The 13,932-nt window shown below is 64.8% G+C and carries 13 protein-coding genes; 6 read left to right on the top strand and 7 right to left on the bottom strand.

What is annotated here, in order from left to right; genetic code table 11:
- Positions 1-97 precede the first annotated feature (97 nt).
- Complete coding sequence (locus tag SU48_RS06140; RefSeq protein WP_064014481.1) at positions 98-748, bottom strand: YbhB/YbcL family Raf kinase inhibitor-like protein; 651 nt, start codon at positions 746-748, stop codon at positions 98-100.
- A 232-nt stretch (positions 749-980) separates the two neighbouring features.
- On the opposite strand from SU48_RS06140, the gene scpA reads away from it, so the two are divergent.
- The 3 genes from scpA to meaB all read left to right on the top strand — a co-directional run bounded on the left by scpA (position 981) and on the right by meaB (position 4,741).
- Entirely contained in the window at positions 981-3,146 is a 2,166-nt protein-coding gene (scpA, locus tag SU48_RS06135) for a methylmalonyl-CoA mutase (protein ID WP_064014480.1), read from the top strand.
- A 61-nt stretch (positions 3,147-3,207) separates the two neighbouring features.
- Positions 3,208-3,720, top strand: coding sequence for a hypothetical protein (locus SU48_RS06130; RefSeq protein WP_064014479.1), 513 nt, complete (start codon positions 3,208-3,210; stop codon positions 3,718-3,720).
- Positions 3,721-3,775: 55 nt separating this feature from the next.
- Positions 3,776-4,741 (top strand): methylmalonyl Co-A mutase-associated GTPase MeaB, encoded by a 966-nt coding sequence (gene meaB, locus SU48_RS06125; RefSeq protein ID WP_064014478.1) that lies wholly within the window; start codon positions 3,776-3,778, stop codon positions 4,739-4,741.
- Here meaB and SU48_RS06120 read toward each other — a convergent pair.
- The 3 genes from SU48_RS06120 to SU48_RS06110 form a co-directional block, all read right to left on the bottom strand.
- A complete protein-coding gene (locus tag SU48_RS06120) occupies positions 4,704-5,654 on the bottom strand; it encodes an adenylyltransferase/cytidyltransferase family protein (protein WP_064014477.1) in 951 nt (316 codons plus the stop codon). The two genes, meaB and SU48_RS06120, sit on opposite strands and share 38 nt — an antisense overlap.
- Entirely contained in the window at positions 5,651-7,093 is a 1,443-nt protein-coding gene (locus tag SU48_RS06115; RefSeq protein ID WP_064014476.1) for a nicotinate phosphoribosyltransferase, read from the bottom strand. Before SU48_RS06115 ends, SU48_RS06120 begins: the two co-directional genes overlap by 4 nt.
- Positions 7,094-7,172: 79 nt before the next feature.
- On the bottom strand, positions 7,173-8,546 hold the full coding sequence (locus SU48_RS06110) for an MFS transporter (RefSeq protein ID WP_064014475.1): 1,374 nt from the start codon (positions 8,544-8,546) through the stop codon (positions 7,173-7,175).
- A 236-nt stretch (positions 8,547-8,782) separates the two neighbouring features.
- Between SU48_RS06110 and nadE the strand changes: the two genes are divergently transcribed.
- Entirely contained in the window at positions 8,783-9,631 is an 849-nt protein-coding gene (gene nadE, locus SU48_RS06105; RefSeq protein WP_064014474.1) for an ammonia-dependent NAD(+) synthetase, read from the top strand.
- A 38-nt stretch (positions 9,632-9,669) separates the two neighbouring features.
- On the opposite strand, the gene SU48_RS06100 is transcribed toward nadE, so the two are convergent.
- Together SU48_RS06100 and SU48_RS06095 are read right to left on the bottom strand one after the other, a co-directional pair.
- The gene (locus tag SU48_RS06100) at positions 9,670-10,686 is read right to left on the bottom strand and encodes an SDR family NAD(P)-dependent oxidoreductase (protein WP_064014473.1); all 1,017 of its coding nucleotides are present in this window, start codon (positions 10,684-10,686) and stop codon (positions 9,670-9,672) included.
- Positions 10,687-10,923: 237 nt separating this feature from the next.
- Positions 10,924-11,844, bottom strand: a complete 921-nt coding sequence (locus SU48_RS06095) for a ferritin-like domain-containing protein (protein ID WP_064015883.1) — start codon at positions 11,842-11,844, stop codon at positions 10,924-10,926.
- Between the two features lie 202 nt (positions 11,845-12,046).
- On the opposite strand from SU48_RS06095, the gene SU48_RS06090 reads away from it, so the two are divergent.
- Together SU48_RS06090 and SU48_RS06085 are read left to right on the top strand one after the other, a co-directional pair.
- Complete coding sequence (locus tag SU48_RS06090) at positions 12,047-12,394, top strand: histidine triad nucleotide-binding protein (RefSeq protein ID WP_064014472.1); 348 nt, start codon at positions 12,047-12,049, stop codon at positions 12,392-12,394.
- Positions 12,391-13,074: an HAD family hydrolase gene (locus SU48_RS06085; RefSeq protein ID WP_064014471.1), complete on the top strand. Its 684-nt coding sequence runs from the start codon at positions 12,391-12,393 to the stop codon at positions 13,072-13,074. The genes SU48_RS06090 and SU48_RS06085 overlap by 4 nt, the downstream gene beginning before the upstream one ends.
- A 3-nt stretch (positions 13,075-13,077) precedes the next feature.
- Here the strand turns inward: SU48_RS06085 and SU48_RS06080 are convergent, their stop codons facing one another.
- Complete coding sequence (locus SU48_RS06080; protein ID WP_064014470.1) at positions 13,078-13,884, bottom strand: class I SAM-dependent methyltransferase; 807 nt, start codon at positions 13,882-13,884, stop codon at positions 13,078-13,080.
- Positions 13,885-13,932 lie beyond the last annotated feature (48 nt).

The following is a 13,932-nucleotide window of genomic DNA, read 5'->3' as shown; positions in this document are numbered from 1 at the left end:
TGGGGAACAGAACAGCCAGTCTGAATTAGATTCGGGCAGAATATCAGGCTATCAGGCGGCCCCTCCCAACGCCGGAAGGGGCCGAAGTCAAGTCTGTTTAGCGGCTGTAAAAAGCAGTGAGACTCGTCTTGGCCAGCGTAATCCCGTTCAGGTTGAAGCCGAGGAAAGCGGGGCTGGCGGTGGCGGGCACATCCAGCGTTTTGCTGAGGGCGTACAGCGTGAACACGTAACGGTGGGGCTTGTCGCCTACAGGCGGGCAGGCTCCCACGAAGCCGGGTGCGCCGCCGTCGTGATTCAGTTGCAAGGCTCCGGCAGGCAGCGTGCCGCCCGTGTTGCCCGCGCCCGCCGCGAGTCCGGTGGCGGTGGCCGGAATGTTGTACACGCTCCAGTGCCAAAAGCCGCTGCCCGTCGGCGCGTCGGGGTCATATTTGGTCAGCACGAGGCTCTGGGTTCCGGCAGGCACACCCGTCCAGTTCAGGGCGGGGCTGGTGTTGGGGCCAGTGCAGCCAAAGCCGTTGGCGACATGCTCGCCGGGGTACACGCCTCCGTTGGTAAACGTTGGGCTGGTCAGGGTGAGGCCGTTAGAGACGGAGGTGGGACTGGGTTGAGCAACCGTGAGGCGCTGCAAACTGTTCAGACCCGCATTCACATCAGTCACGGGCACGGGCGTGCCCACCATGGAGGGAGCGCAACTGGCAAGAGTGAGGGAAACGGTGGCGAGGGCAGCGAAACGCAGAGCATTGAACATAGGAAAACCTCCGAAGTGGGCAGTCAGCCGCGCGATTCATCCTGCTTACGAACGCGAGCGCCAGACTGAATCATCTGCCATTAACCGGTGCAGCGTGGGCAACAGCCTGATGAAATCCCACAATGTGAATGCTTGAACAATGAAGAGGGCAGCTTCTCCCCTGTTCCGCGCCCCAACCCAAACGCCCGTTAGGTTTTGCGTGGCATCATGTCGGCATACGGAGGCATCCACCATGACCACCCCCACTGACATCACCGCCGACCTGAGCGCGTGGAAGGCGATGGCCCGCAAGGATTTGCGCGGCGCTGACCCGGAGACGCTGAACCGCACCACCGCCGAAGGCTTGGTTCTTAAACCGATGTATACGCGGGCCGACTTGCCGCCGCAGGCCGACACTTTGCCCGGACTGCCGCCCTACACGCGTGGCCCCCGCGCCACCATGTACGCCCAGCGCCCGTGGACGATTCGGCAATACGCGGGCTTTTCAACCGCCGAGGAATCCAACGCCTTTTACCGCCGCAACCTCGCTGCCGGGCAAAAAGGCCTGAGCGTGGCCTTCGACTTGGCGACCCACCGGGGCTACGACTCCGACCACCCGCGCGTGGTGGGCGACGTGGGCAAGGCGGGCGTGGCCATCGACAGCGTGGAAGACATGAAGATTTTGTTCGACGGCATTCCGCTGAATGAAATGTCGGTCAGCATGACCATGAACGGGGCCGTGTTGCCTGTGCTGGCCGCCTATATCGTGGCGGGCGAGGAACAAGGCGTGCCGCGTGCCCAGTTGTCGGGCACCATTCAGAACGACATTCTCAAAGAATTTATGGTGCGGAATACCTACATTTATCCGCCCACGCCCTCCATGCGAATCGTGGCCGATATCATCGCATTTACGGCCCGCGAGATGCCCAAATTCAACTCTATTTCCATCAGTGGCTACCACTTGCAGGAAGCCGGGGCAAATGCCGCGCTGGAACTGGCCTACACGCTGGCCGATGGGCTGGAATACGTGCGGGCGGCCCTAGCAAAAGGGCTGGACGTGGACGAATTTGCGCCGCGCCTGAGCTTCTTTTTTGCGATTGGCATGAATTTTTATGTGGAGGTGGCGAAGCTGCGGGCCGCCCGCCTGCTCTGGGATGAAATTATGGCCGGATTTGCGCCCAACAACCCCATGAGCCGCGCCCTGCGAACCCACTGCCAGACCAGCGGCTGGAGCCTCAGCGAGCAAGACCCGTACAACAACGTGGTTCGCACGACGATAGAGGCGATGGCGGCGGTATTTGGCGGCACCCAGAGCCTTCACACCAATGCCTTTGATGAAGCGATTGGCCTGCCCACCGACTTCAGCGCCCGCATTGCCCGCAATACGCAACTGGTCTTGCAGGAAGAAACGGGCATTCCAGACGTGGTTGACCCTTGGGGCGGGAGTTACCTGATGGAGCGTCTGACGGTGGACTTGGCCGACAAAGCGCGGGAACTGATGCGCGAGGTGGAGGAACTGGGCGGCATGGCGAAGGCCATCGAATCGGGCGTGCCTAAGCTGAGAATTGAGGAGTCGGCGGCCCGCAAACAGGCGCGCATAGACCGGGGCGAGGACGTGATCGTGGGCGTGAACAAGTACCGCCCCAGCGAACCCACCCCGGTAGACGTGCTGAACATAGACAACGCTGCCGTGCGCCTGTCTCAGATTGCGCGGCTGGAGCGCGTGCGGGCAGAGCGAGACACCGGGAAAGTTCAGGCCGCGCTGGACGCACTAGAAGACGCCGCACGAACAGGAGAGGGCAACTTGCTGGCCCTGAGTGTGGCCGCCATGCAGGCCCGCGCCACCGTAGGCGAGGTCAGTGACGCACTGGAGCGGGTCTGGGGCCGTCACGCCGCCGAGGTTCGTACCCTGTCGGGCGTGTACGCACAGGGCTACTCCGGAGATGAGGGTTTTGCCGCCCTACAAGCCGAAATCGAAGCCTTTGCCGAAGCCGAAGGCCGCCGCCCCCGCATGCTGGTGGTCAAAATGGGGCAGGACGGCCATGACCGGGGCGCGAAGGTGATCGCCACGGGCTTTGCCGACTTGGGCTTTGACGTAGACGTCGGCCCGCTGTTTCAGACGCCGGAAGAAGCCGCGCGGCAAGCGATTGAAAACGACGTGCATGTGGTGGGCGTCAGTTCTCAGGCGGCGGGCCACCTGACGCTCATTCCGCACCTGATCGCCGCACTGAAGGCCGAGGGCGCGGGCGAGATTCAGGTCATCGCGGGCGGCGTGATTCCCCAGCAGGATTACGCGGCGCTGCGGGCGGCGGGCGTGGCAGGTATCTTCGGCCCCGGCACCCCCATTCTGACCAGTGCGCGGGAAGTCTTGCGCCTGATTCGGGACGCGGAAAGTGGGGCTGAGGGTGCCTCCCCCTGAGCTAAACCCCCCCTCAGCCATCTTCAGCCTTTCCCTCACCCCGGCGGGATACAACCGGAGCATGACCCGCCCCCATGCCCTCACGTTCACGGCTTGCCTGTTGGTCTGTTCGGGGCTGGCCCAGACCACACGCCCACCCACCACCCAACAGGCGGCCCAGAACGCGGCGCGGGTGGCGGTGGCGCGCGAAACGGCGCAGGTGCGGAGCCTTCAGCGGAGCGGCGGCCTCAAAGCGGTGAAGGTGACCGGAAGCTGCGCCGGACGCGACAATATCCCGTTGCTGAAAGTCTGGGCGGACGCCAAAGGGACGCCGAGGCTGGTGCAGTACCAGCGCCTGTTTCCCGACAATGCCCGGAGTTTTACCGGCTACTACGACGCGGCTGGGCGGCTGCGGTATGCCAAAGCCAGCGCCTCCGGGTTTATCGGCCTGCTGTACAACGTGACCACCGAATACGACGCGGCGGGCCGTCAGGTGGCCGAATCCGGCACGCGCCGCCCCGGTTGGGGTCAGGATGTGCGGCGGATGCCGGGGCTGAATCCCGATTTGTTGAAACGGGGAATTTGCACGAGGTAAGTGCCGCCTTTCCGCGCTGATTCCAGCCGTCCCACACGCTCTATACTCTGTCCCTATGCCGCCCGCCGCACACCCCCTCACCGCGCCCTTGCTGGCCGGAAACCGCCGGGCGCTGGCGCAGGCGATTACGCTGGCCGAAAGCACCCGGCCTGACCATGAGGCGCAGGCGCAACAGCTTTTGGCCGAAGTGGGTGGACAGCGAAAACAGACCGTGCGCGTGGGCCTGACCGGGGTTCCGGGCGTGGGCAAAAGCACGTTTATAGAGGCGCTGGGCGTGCAATTGGCCGATGCAGGCCACAGAGTCGCGGTGCTGGCCGTAGACCCCAGCAGCGCGCGAACAGGCGGCAGCATCATGGGCGACAAGACCCGGATGCCGCGCCTGACGGTGCATCCCAATGCTTTTATTCGGCCCAGTCCGAGTGGCGGCACACTGGGCGGGGTGGCGCGGCGCACGCGGGAAGCCCTGCTGCTGTGCGAGGCGGCAGGTTACGGCGTGGTGTTGGTAGAAACCGTGGGCGTGGGCCAATCCGAGACCCAGGTGGCCGCTATGACCGACCTGTTCGTGCTGTTGACGCTGCACGGCGCGGGCGACGAATTACAGGGAATCAAGCGCGGCATTATGGAACTGGCCGACGTATGCGTGGTGAACAAGGCCGACACCGACCCAGCCGCCGCCAACCGCGCCCAGTCGGAATTGACGGCGGCCCTGAGTCTGCTGACGCCGCACAGCGCCGTGTGGCACCCCCGTGTACTGCAAGTTTCATCGGTGTCTGGGGCAGGCGTGGACAGCGTGTGGGAAGCGGTGCAGGCGTATACAGCTACGGTGGATCTTCCCGCCAAGCGCCGCACCCAGACCGCCGCGTGGTTTGACGACCTGCTGCGCGAAGTGGCGTGGCGCAACTTTTTGCAGCAGACAGATGCGGCAGCGTTGGCACGGTTGCGGGCCGAAGTCTTGGGCGGAACGCTGACGCCTGTGCAGGGTGTCAGTAGGCTGCGGCCTCCAGAAAGCGGCCCAGAATAACGTGGTGATCCTCAAAAAAGCGGCGGGGGCGGGCCAAAGCGGTGGTCAAGAGAACCGGGCGCGAGGCGGCGTAGCGGGGTTCGGGCGGCGGATCGGCCCGGTAGACGTGGGCAGTAGTGTGCGCCACCAGTGACCGGGCCGGGTGGTCGAACACGGTGTCGGCCACGGCCCCTGGCTGCACCCCCGGCGCAAGCACCCGCCCCGGCAACTCCCACAAGCCCCGTCCAATCGCCTGTGTGCGGGTCTGAAGCCAGATGTGCTGGGCGGTCAGGCGCACCCAGCGTTCCTCCTGCAAGTGCGCCCCGGCTGGCAGGGCCGCCTGAAGTCGCCGGACGGCGTGCCATTCGGCCTGCAACCGGGCAAAAGCGGGGGTCAGAGCAAACTGTGTCAAGAAAGCCCGCACCGATTCGGGAAGACCGGGGGGCAGAGGCAAGCCCTCAAACAGCGCGGCGCGAGTATCGGTGGCGTTCAGGCCCGGCGCTTCGGGCACAGGCAGACGCGACCAACCGGGAAACCAGCGCAGATAAGCGGTGCTGGCATCCTTTTCGAAGCCGACCAACGCCACCGCCTGAGCCGGGCCGAACACCTGCGCGGCCTGCCAGCGCACATCGGCGGCCCAGCGGTTTGCATCAAAGTGGTCTGACAAAGCGCGGAACCTGACCTGACGAACATCGGCTCCCGCTTCCTGGAGGGCGGCGCGCAACATCCGGGCGCGTTCGGGAGCGCTGAAGGGGTTGCGGATGCTGCGCGCCAGATTGGCGCTGCCCACCAACACCAGCACTCGCGGCGCTCGCCCCAGAGCCTGAATGATGGTGGCGACATGTGCGGCGTGCGGCGGCTGAAACCGGCCCACGAAGACGGCGGGCACTCCTGCATTTACCTTGCTGATGACACGCGGGCCACCGGGACTCATTGGCCCAGATGACCGCGCAGGCCTTCCGCGACCTGATCCCGCAGGGCCGCCACATCGCCCCCCAGGCTGACGCGGTAGGTGTGTGGATTCAGCGGGCGGCGCGTGCCCGCAGGCAGACAGGCCAGTTCGGCCTTGGCCCGCGCCTGCACGTCCCGCAATGACTCGGGGGCAGAGGTGCGCTGGCCGCCCTGCATGACCACCTCGCGGGCGTTGGCCCACTGCATGCTGGCTTCCAGCACCGTTGACCGCAGTGGATTGGTAGGATCGCTGACCCGCTGCCCCGCCTGCGGCCTGTCTCCAAGTGTCAGGACATCCAGCATGAGGGTGCCCGCCTCATCGGTGGCCCGCCAGACGTGCTTCGATCCCGGCAGACTGGACTTGGCCGGATCGCCCGTCAGCTTCATTTTGGGAACGCCTTGCAGCGCCGCCAGTTTGAATACGCCGCCCAGCGCGCCGCCGCCTGTGCCGCCCGCCGTCGTCAGTTGCGTGCCCACGCCGTACACATCGATTCGGCCCCCCTCGGCAATGACTCCAGCGATCACCGATTCCGACAGATCGTTGCTGGCGACAATCTGCACCCCTCCAAACCCTGCCTCATCCAGCGCCGCCCGAATATGGCGCGACAAATACGCCAGATCGCCGCTGTCCAGCCGCACGCCGCGCAACTCATGGCCCTGTTCGCGCAGTTCACGGGCCACAGTCAGGGCGTTGGGCAGGCCACTCCGCAGGGTATCCACCGTATCGAGCAGCAGGGTAGTGCTGTCGGGATAAAGGCTGGCGTAGGCGCGGAAAGCATGGAGCTCGGTGGGAAAGCTTTCGACCCAGGCATGGGCATGGGTACCCGTGACAGGCAGCCCGAATTGCCGCCCCGCTTCCACGTTGCTGGTTCCGGTTGCGCCGCCCACAAAAGCCGCCCGCGCCGCGCTGACCGCACCATCTGGCCCCTGCGCCCGCCTCGCGCCGAATTCCACCACCTGACCACCGTAAGGGCTGGCCTGCGCCGCCTGCACGCAGCGGGCCGCCTTGGTCGCCACCAACGTCTGAAAATTCAGCGTGTTCAGCAGCAGGGTTTCGATCAATTGCGCTTCCCAGAGCGGCGCGGTCACGGTCAGCAGAGGCTCGTGGGCAAACACCACCCGGCCCTCGCGGAAGGCCTCGATCTGCCCACTGAAGCGCCAGCCCCGCAGCGCCTCCAGAAAAGCGGGGGAAAACAGGTTCAGCGTGTCCAGATAGGCCAGATCCGCTTCGGCAAAATGCAGGCCCTCTAGGCTGTCCAGCAGGGGTTCCAATCCAGCCCAGACCGCATACCCGCCCTCGAAAGGCAGGCGGCGAAAATACAGATCGAACACCGCCTCGTGGGTGTGCAGCCCGTGATGGTGGTAGCCCTGCATCATGGTCAGCTGGTACAGGTCGGTCAGCAGCGGCGACAAGGAAGGCATGACAGAACCCATCATGACAGGCCCTCCTTTCTGGGGCGTTTTGGGGCTACGCGGCGGTTTGTGGTCATACGACTTTTGGTCATACCACGGCTTCCGGCAGGCGCTGGCCCCGCGTTTCTATCCCGATGGCCCAGGCACACGCGGCAGCCAGCGCAAAACAGACGGCGAACAGGGTCAGGGCCACGCTCAGATGTCCGGTCAGAAGCATGGCCCCCACGCTGGGCGACAGCACACTGGCCAAGCGGGCCATGCCACTGACAAACCCCATACCCGTCGTTCGCAGCGGCGTGGGAAACAGTTCCGGGGTGTAGGCGTACAGCGCCCCCCAAGCGCCCAGCAGCGAAAACGACAAGGCCGCAGAAGTCGCCAGCACCGCGCCCGGCGTGCCTGCCAGCAAAAACAGGTAAGCTCCCACCGCACTGGCGGCCAGATAGCCGACCAGGGTGGCCCGGCGGCCAATCCGCTCGACCAAGTAGGCGGCCAGCACATACCCCGGAATCTGGGCCAGGGCCAGCAGCAGCGATGTGCGGTAGACCGCGCCCAGATCGAGGCCCTGTGCCCGCAGAACACTGGGCAGCCACGAAAAAATTCCGTAATACCCCAGACTCAGGCCAAACCAGACCAGCGCCAGCAGGACGGTGCGGCGGCGCATGGCCCCCCGGAACAGCGCGGCAGGCGTGACCGGGGGCGCAGGAGGTGGAACCAGCAGCGGCACATCGGGGAGCGTGGTGCGGTTCACTTGGGCCACCCGCAGCAGCGCGGCGCGGGCTTCGGCGGGTTGGCCCCGGCTCAGCAGCGAGCGCGGGGAATCGGGGATGCCGAAGCGGGCCACCAGACCGATCAACCCCGGCAGGGCGGCGGCGGCCAACAGCCAGCGCCACGCCTCCTCAGGAGGAAACACGGTGCTGAGCCACCACGCCAGCGCCGCCACCAGCACCGTGCCCAGCGCCCAGAACGACTCCAGATACACCAGGAATCGCCCGCGCCAGGCCGTCGGCACAAATTCAGCCATCATCGAATAGTCCACGGGCAGCGTGCCGCCGATGGCGAATCCGGTGAGGAAGCGGGCCACGACCAGCAGGGCCACAGTGGGCGACACCGCGCCGAGTAGTCCGAAGACCACGCCCAGCATGACCGTGATCAAGAAGACGGTGCGCCGCCCGATCCGGTCTGCCAGCCAGCCCCAGAACAGTGCGCCCACCAGCATTCCCGCGAAGGTGGCAGTCAGCAACACCGTGGCGTCTGCCGAACCCCGCGCCAACCCGAATTCCGCACTGATGCCAGGCAGCGCGAAGCCCATCAGCAGCACTTCCATGGCGTCGGCGGCCCAAGTCAGGCCACAGATGAGCAGCAGCCGCCACTGGAATCGGCCCAGGCCAAGCTGGTCTATTGCGGCATCTACCGCCAGAGCCGGGGGAGCGGCCACAGGCGAACGAGCTGAGGGTTGAGTCATAGCCTGAAAAGTGTAAGGGGCGAGCCGGGCAAATTGTGACTCTTTTCCCAATCTTTTGTTTATCTGCCCTGTGTCTGGAGCAGGAACAGGGGGAGGAGTGAAGCAGCGTGGGATGCCCAGATTCAGTCGGAACTATTGAAATGTTCCCGTTCAATCTCGCGCCCAGAACCCCAACTCCCACGATTTGCTCAACCCTCGGTAGGCCAGAAATCTGCCTGACATGGCATACTCCGCCCATGCCCGACACCCTGTCCCGGCAACGCCGCATTGCGCGTGAACTTCACGTTCAGTCCGGCATCGACCCCGCTGCGGAAGTGCAGCGCCGTGTGAATTTTCTAACCGCCTACCTGAACCGTTCCGGGGCGGCTGGCTTCGTGCTGGGGATCAGTGGTGGGCAGGACAGCACCCTCGCGGGCCGTCTGTGCCAACTGGCCGCCGAACAGGTGCGGGCGGCGGGCGGCACCTGCTCTTTTTTGGCTGTGCGGCTGCCCCACGGCGTGCAGGCCGACGAAGCCGACGCCCAGACCTCGCTGGATTTTATTCGGCCTGACCGCTGCGTGACCGTGAATATCCAGCCCGCCGCAGAGGCCAGCGCTCAGGCCGCCGCCGCCGCTCTGGGGCTGCCGCTGCGCGACTTTGTGCGCGGCAACATCAAGGCCCGCGAACGCATGACCGCGCAGTACGCGCTGGCCGGGCAGGAAGGACTGCTGGTGGTGGGCACCGACCACGCCGCCGAAGCCGTGACCGGGTTTTTTACCAAATACGGCGACGGCGGCGTAGACCTGACGCCCCTCACCGGGCTGACCAAACGGCAGGGAGCCGCGCTGCTTCGGCATCTGGGGGCACCGGAAAGCACCTGGCGCAAGGTGCCGACGGCGGATTTAGAGGATGACCGCCCCGGCCTGCCGGACGAGGTGGCCTTGGGCCTCACCTACACCCAGATCGATGATTATCTGGAGGGCCGCGATGTGGACGGCGACGTGTCAGCCACACTGGAGCGCCTGTATACCCAGACCCGTCACAAGCGCACCGTACCCGTGACCCCCTTTGACGACTGGTGGCAAGCACAGGAGCAACAGGGTTGAGGACAGAGAGCCAGAGCTTCGGCCCAGACGGCTCTCCCCTACTCGTTAAATTCCGCTTCCGCCGCCCGCTTGATCGGGTTCTTCTGGGTAATCGGGCTTTCGGCGTTTTTGCCTATAACTCCTCGGTCACTGGGCGTGGGCCGGGGCAGGAAGCGGTTGCCCAGCGCCATCAGATCGGCGGTGAGTTGCGGGGCGATGGCCTGCGCGGTTCGCAGCAGCACGGCTGGCCCGCCGATCATGGCCTCGGCGTCGCCGCGCACGGTGGCATTCACCATACGGCGGGCGGCTTCCGGTGCGGCCATAGAAATCACGGGCAAGTTGTCCAGCGTGGCAAACAACGCGTATTCGCGGGCGTGCTGACCCTTCACGGTGGCGTTGCGGGCGCTTCCAGTCTGCATCAGGCCGGGGCAAACGGTGGTCACGGTGATGCCTTCTTGCGCCAACTCTGCCCGCAACACTTGCCCCAAGCCCACCAGCGCGAACTTGCTGACCGAGTACGGCGCGAGGTGAGGAATGCCCACCTTGCCGCCCACCGACGCCACCAGCAGCACCCGCCCCCGCACAGCCCGCAGGAGGGGCAGCGCGGCGCGGGTCATCTTCAGCGGGCCAAACGTATTGATTTCCATGATGTCGCGGAAATCGGCTTCGGTCATGTTCGCCAGCGGCCCGGTCTGAATAATGCCAGCCACGTTCGCCAGCACGTCCAGCCGTCCGTATTCAGCTTCGGCAGCGTCAAGGACACGAGCAATGTCGGCGTCTACAGTTACGTCTCCGGCCACCGTGAGGACACGTGCGCCCCGGCCTCGCAGGTCGGCAGCAGCCCGCTCCAGTTCGGCGGCGTCGCGGGCCATCAGGGTCAGGTGTGCGCCCCGTGCGGCAAATTCGCGGCCCAGCGCCAGCCCCAGCCCCCGCGAACCACCGGTAATCAGCACCGATTTGCCAGTCAAGTCTGTGGGCGTGTTCAGGGCGCGGCGGCCCACCAAGGCAGCCAAGCCCGCAGCCACCAGCAAGCGCTTGGGCAAGAGTCGTGTCAGAGAAGTCTTCTTGCGGCTCATGCCCTGAGTTTGCCGTGAATGGGCCGGGACAGGGCGGCGCATGAGGGAAGTGCAAAGGCGGGAGCGCGCAAGCAGACGGCGGGCCGCCCCAGTGATGGAACGGCCCGAATTTGGCAAATTTGGTTTGGGTTTTGTTGCTGTTGACAGGATGTTGGAGAGATTGAGGTGGAAGGTGAACCCCCCCGTTGCTTCGCAACGCCCCCCTCAGAAGGGAGGACAAGGGCTGTTACGCTCCCCTTACTTGATGCTGCCGTTCAGACCGTTGGGGAAGAAGCCACCCCTGCTGGCGTTGGGCGCGAGGTACACGATGTTCAGCACTTCGCGGGTGCTGCGGGCATAGGCCACCGCGTTCTTATCGGTGGGCGCGATGATGGCTCCTCTCGCGTCGCTGAGGCCCGCATCCTTGCTGCCGCCGACCTTGCCGCGCAGGTTGCTGATGGCCCCCACGACTTGGCCCACGTACAGGCCCGCCGCCGCCGTGACCTGACGCTGTTGGTACAACAAGGTGCGAATGGCTCCGGCGTGGTAAGCCTCCACCGCCAAGATTCCGGCAGCGGCTTGCAGGTAGGCAGGACTGGTAATCAGCGTGGCTGCGCCGTTATAGGCCGTGACACCCACATCTTCAAAAATAAACGCGCCGTGCAGGAAAAACAGCTCGTTGGCGTAAGGGTTGAAGCCCTTGATGGCTCCACCACTCGCGGCCTGCCCAGCGGCATTGAAGGCGGCGCTCAGGTCAAGCACCGGGCGGCGGGCGGCCCCCTTGCCCAACGCGCCGTACAGCAGCTTCACGTGGGCCAGTTCGTCTTCGGCAATGTCTTTCACGAAGGCCTGCACAGTGGAATCCTTGAACTGCATGCCGGTGGTGCGGTCTAGGCCAGCGGGCAGGCGGATTTCGGCGTCGCCACCGATGGCGCGGAGTTCGTTGATGCGGCCCACGGCGGCCAGATAAAACGCCGCTTCCAAGTATTCGAGGTTCAGCGCAAAGTTCAGCACGTCGGCGTCGATGTTTTTGGCGGGTGCGGCAAGGCTGGTAGACCCCAGCGCCCCGAATGCGGCTGCGCCCAGTCCCGCCTTGCCCAACGCTCCGAGCAAGCTGCGGCGGTTCATAGAGGTCTGGTCGGCGGCGGGAGTTTCCATCTGAGTGTCAAGGTTGGTCATGGCAGGTTCTCCTAGAAAGGGGCGCAACAACACCTGCTGGACGCTGCCTGAGCGATGAGGCTCGGAGCGTTCAGAATGTGGGGTTTGCGGGAAAGGGGCTGTCCACCGGGGGTGGCGTTCTGTTCTCGTAGGGTTATATGCGCTTGGGCCGTTTTTGGATCACTCCGGGACAGCTTCGGCTCCGGCCCGCTAAGCTACGCGCATGACCGCCAACCGGGGCCGCACCATTTTCGAACGCATCATTGACCGCGAGATTCCCGCGCAGATCGTGTTCGAGGACGACGATTTCATTGCCATCCGCGATATCGCGCCCAAAGCGCCGATTCATCTGCTGGTGATTCCCAAGCGGCACACCGAGCGCGTAGACGAGATTACCGACGCCGCCGAAATGGGCCGCCTGTGGCTGACGGCAGTGAAAGTAGCCCGCGAACAGGCCGCCGATTACCGCCTCGTGGTCAACTGCGGCGAAGGCGGCGGGCAAGTGGTGTTTCATACCCACATTCACATTCTGGCGGGCTGGGAAAAAGGCCCAGAGAGTGACACGGAATGAGATCAGAATTTGACGCGGTGCTGTTCGACTTAGACGGCGTGCTGGTAGACAGTGAACTGTTGGCCGCCAACGTCTGGGTAGACCTGCTGGCCGAGCATGGCCTGACCATGAACCGCGAGAACTTTATGGCGCGGGCGGTGGGCAGCACGCATGTGGCCCTCTTCGAATGGCTGTCTACCGATCACGGTTGGCAACGTCCCGACACCTTTACGGACGTGATGGACACGCGGTTGGCGGCGGCGTTTCAGGCCGTACCCGCCATAGAGGGAGCGCGGAAAACGCTGAACGCTCTACACGCGGCGGGGCTGCCTTTTGCTGTTGCCAGCAACAGTGAGCGCACCCGCCTGCACCTGAAATTGGCCTCGGCGGGATTGGCAGAATTGGTGGGCCAGCACGCCTATGACCCAGCCAGCGTAGGCGGGCGCGGCAAGCCTAAGCCTGACTTGTACCTGCACGCCGCCGCACAGTTGGGCGTCACCGCTGAACGCTGCGTGGTGATAGAAGACAGCGCCACAGGTGTACTGGCCGGAGTCGCGGCGGGCGCGGCAGTGTGGGGACTCTTGGCTGGCGGTCACGCCCACCCCAGCGGCGCGGCGGCCCTGATTGCGGCAGGTGCAAGCAGGATTCTGCACACACATGAGGAACTGCGGGCGGCGTTGGGGTTGGAAGTCTCCGTCTAAAAATTATTTGCGGGCAGACAGAAACACCAAGGTTTTGGACACTCGCCAGCCGCCCGCTTGCAGCAGGGGCCGCAGCACTTGGCCCACCGCCGCCCACCCGCGCTCCTGCTCTGGCCCAGATAGGTTTTGCCATGACGGAAGCGAGGCCAAGTAATCCAGTACAGGCTGAGAGTCTGGAAACACCAGCGCACTCTGCAAGAAGCTGACCTCGACATTCCCGAACACATCGCGCACCACCCCTTCCCCGTTCAGTTCCGAAAAGGCCGCCGCGAAACTGCCCCGGCTGGCTCGCACCGCGTCTAACGACGGCTCCAGAGTAGCGGCCTCAGCCACCGCCGCCCACAATTCGGACATGTAAGTGCTGGCGTTAGTGACGGCCAGAAAGCGGCCACCCGGCTTCAGCACTCGCCTGAATTCTGTCAGGGCAGCCGTGACATCCGGCACGTGGTAGAGCATGTGGCGGGCCGTGACCACATCAAAAGTTGCGTCAGCAAAGGGCAACGCATCGGCGCTGGCCTGCAAAAATTCCACACCGGGCTGATGGGCGCGGGCCTGTTCCACCATGCCCGCCGACAAATCCACGCCCACCAACCGCCCTGTATGTCCCTGCGCCCGCAATCGCCCCGGAAACTCGCCCGGCCCTGTGCCTACATCTAGCAAGGTTTCTTGCCCGGTCAGCCGCAGCAATTCATCCAAGCTGGCTTCCAGATCGGGGCCGACAGTGTACCGCCGATGGGTTCCTATTCGAGTCCGCAAATGCTGCTCGGTGGCGTAGTGGGCGGCGACTTCGGCGGGGTGGTTGGCGGTCATGCTGGGTACTGTAGAGCAGTAGGCAGCCCAAGATGACCAAATGTTCAG

The sequence above is a fragment of the Deinococcus puniceus genome, from assembly GCF_001644565.1.
GTDB lineage: Bacteria > Deinococcota > Deinococci > Deinococcales > Deinococcaceae > Deinococcus > Deinococcus puniceus.
This window is presented reverse-complemented; position numbering and strand designations above follow the sequence as displayed.